The sequence below is a fragment of the Flavivirga aquimarina genome, assembly GCF_030540835.1.
Lineage (GTDB): Bacteria > Bacteroidota > Bacteroidia > Flavobacteriales > Flavobacteriaceae > Flavivirga > Flavivirga aquimarina.
Genome location: NZ_JAUOEK010000046.1, coordinates 1 through 1516 on the forward strand (window position 1 = coordinate 1; position 1516 = coordinate 1516).

At 35.5% G+C, this 1516-nt stretch carries 1 protein-coding gene; it reads right to left on the bottom strand.

Going from position 1 to position 1516, the window contains the following annotated elements; translation table 11 throughout:
• A partial coding sequence (locus Q4Q35_RS02830; protein ID WP_303276413.1) for an IS1182 family transposase occupies positions 1-1453 on the bottom strand: 1453 nt, incomplete at its 3' end.
• Positions 1454-1516 lie beyond the last annotated feature (63 nt).

Sequence of the window (1516 nt, forward strand, 5' to 3'; positions counted from 1 at the left end):
GGGATTTAGTTAAGAAATTGACTAAAATAGCTTTAATTTTATCTATCAAAGCTTCAAAACCGAAGATTGCTACTAATCTTTTCAGATTATAACAAGTAAAGACAAGATATACTTCACCAAGGACTTTTTCTTTGGTCTTGGTTAAGGTGTAATCAAAATGCCATTGTCTCTTTAAAGTTCCGAATTGATGTTCAATGATTTGTTGTCTTTGTCTATAATATTCTGGATTTTCTAGTACTCTGTCATTGTTCCTGTCTGTATATTCTTGGTACTCTGTTCTTTCAATAAAGCGCCCTTTCTTATTAGTGGTACATTGGGCGCGTAGAGGACAGCCATCACAAGCTTTTGTCTTATAATGTTTTACTTTGTATGACTGCCGTCCGTTGTTGAGTTTTTTGTTGTACCAACGTCCATTGGTGTTTAGTATTTGTTCAGCAGGGCAAATGTAAGTATCATTGGTTTGATTATAAGCAAAGCTTTTCATGGCAAACTCAGGGTTGGTTTTACTGGAACTAGATTCTTTTGGAGAAATGAATGAATTAACCCCTAGCTCTTCACATTTTTTGAGTTCTCTGCCAGAATGATATCCTTTATCCGCCAATACATTCATTGTGGTGCCCTCTTGTAATTCTCCTATGTTTTGTTGCGCTTTCTCGACCATCATAGCCAATGCTTTGGTGTCATTGACATCTCCCGTATCTGCTGCAACAAGGAGTTTATGCTTGGCATCACTTACTGCTTGTACATTATAACCCACCTTTACACTGTTACGCTGAAAGACTACTGCTCTAGCGTCAGGGTCAGTTGTAGATAGTTGTCCATCATTTGTTTGTTTAAGTTGCTTGCTAACTTGTTGGTGATTGTCTTTCTTGAGTTTGTTATGCTCTAGTTTATCTTTGGTTACTTGATCAAATTCTAGATCTAATGCATTTTCATATTCAGTTATTTTCTTGTCTATATAATCAATGTGTCTTTTTATTTTACGTTCATTAAAATTATTTTTCAGACTGTTTTGTGCTCTTATTTTAAAGGAATCTATAGCAATGGTTTTACCTTCTATGAGTTTCCATCCCTTGAGTAAGGCTACAAAGTGACGAAAGACCGCTTTGAAGGCTTTGGAATTATCTTTTCTGAAATTGGCAATGGTTCTGTAATGAGGTCGTTGTTCGTTAATAAGCCACATCACTTCAATATTGGTTTTACATGCTTTTTCTAACTTTCTGCAACTACGGATACTATGTTGATAACCGTAGAGATATAGTTTCATCAATGTAGCAGGGTGAAAGGGAGGACGTCCTTCTTTATTTAACTGAAAATAAGAGAACCCGAATTGTTGTAAATCCAACATATCTACAAAAGCATCAATGATGCGAACCAGACTTTCTTTGTCAACCATTTCTTCAAGGGAAGTCATCCGGATTTGATTACGATCCTGACCATGTATATGTTCCATAAGTATGATTTGTGTTCCTATACAAGATAAGAATTACTCAAACCATTAACAATCAGAATACAA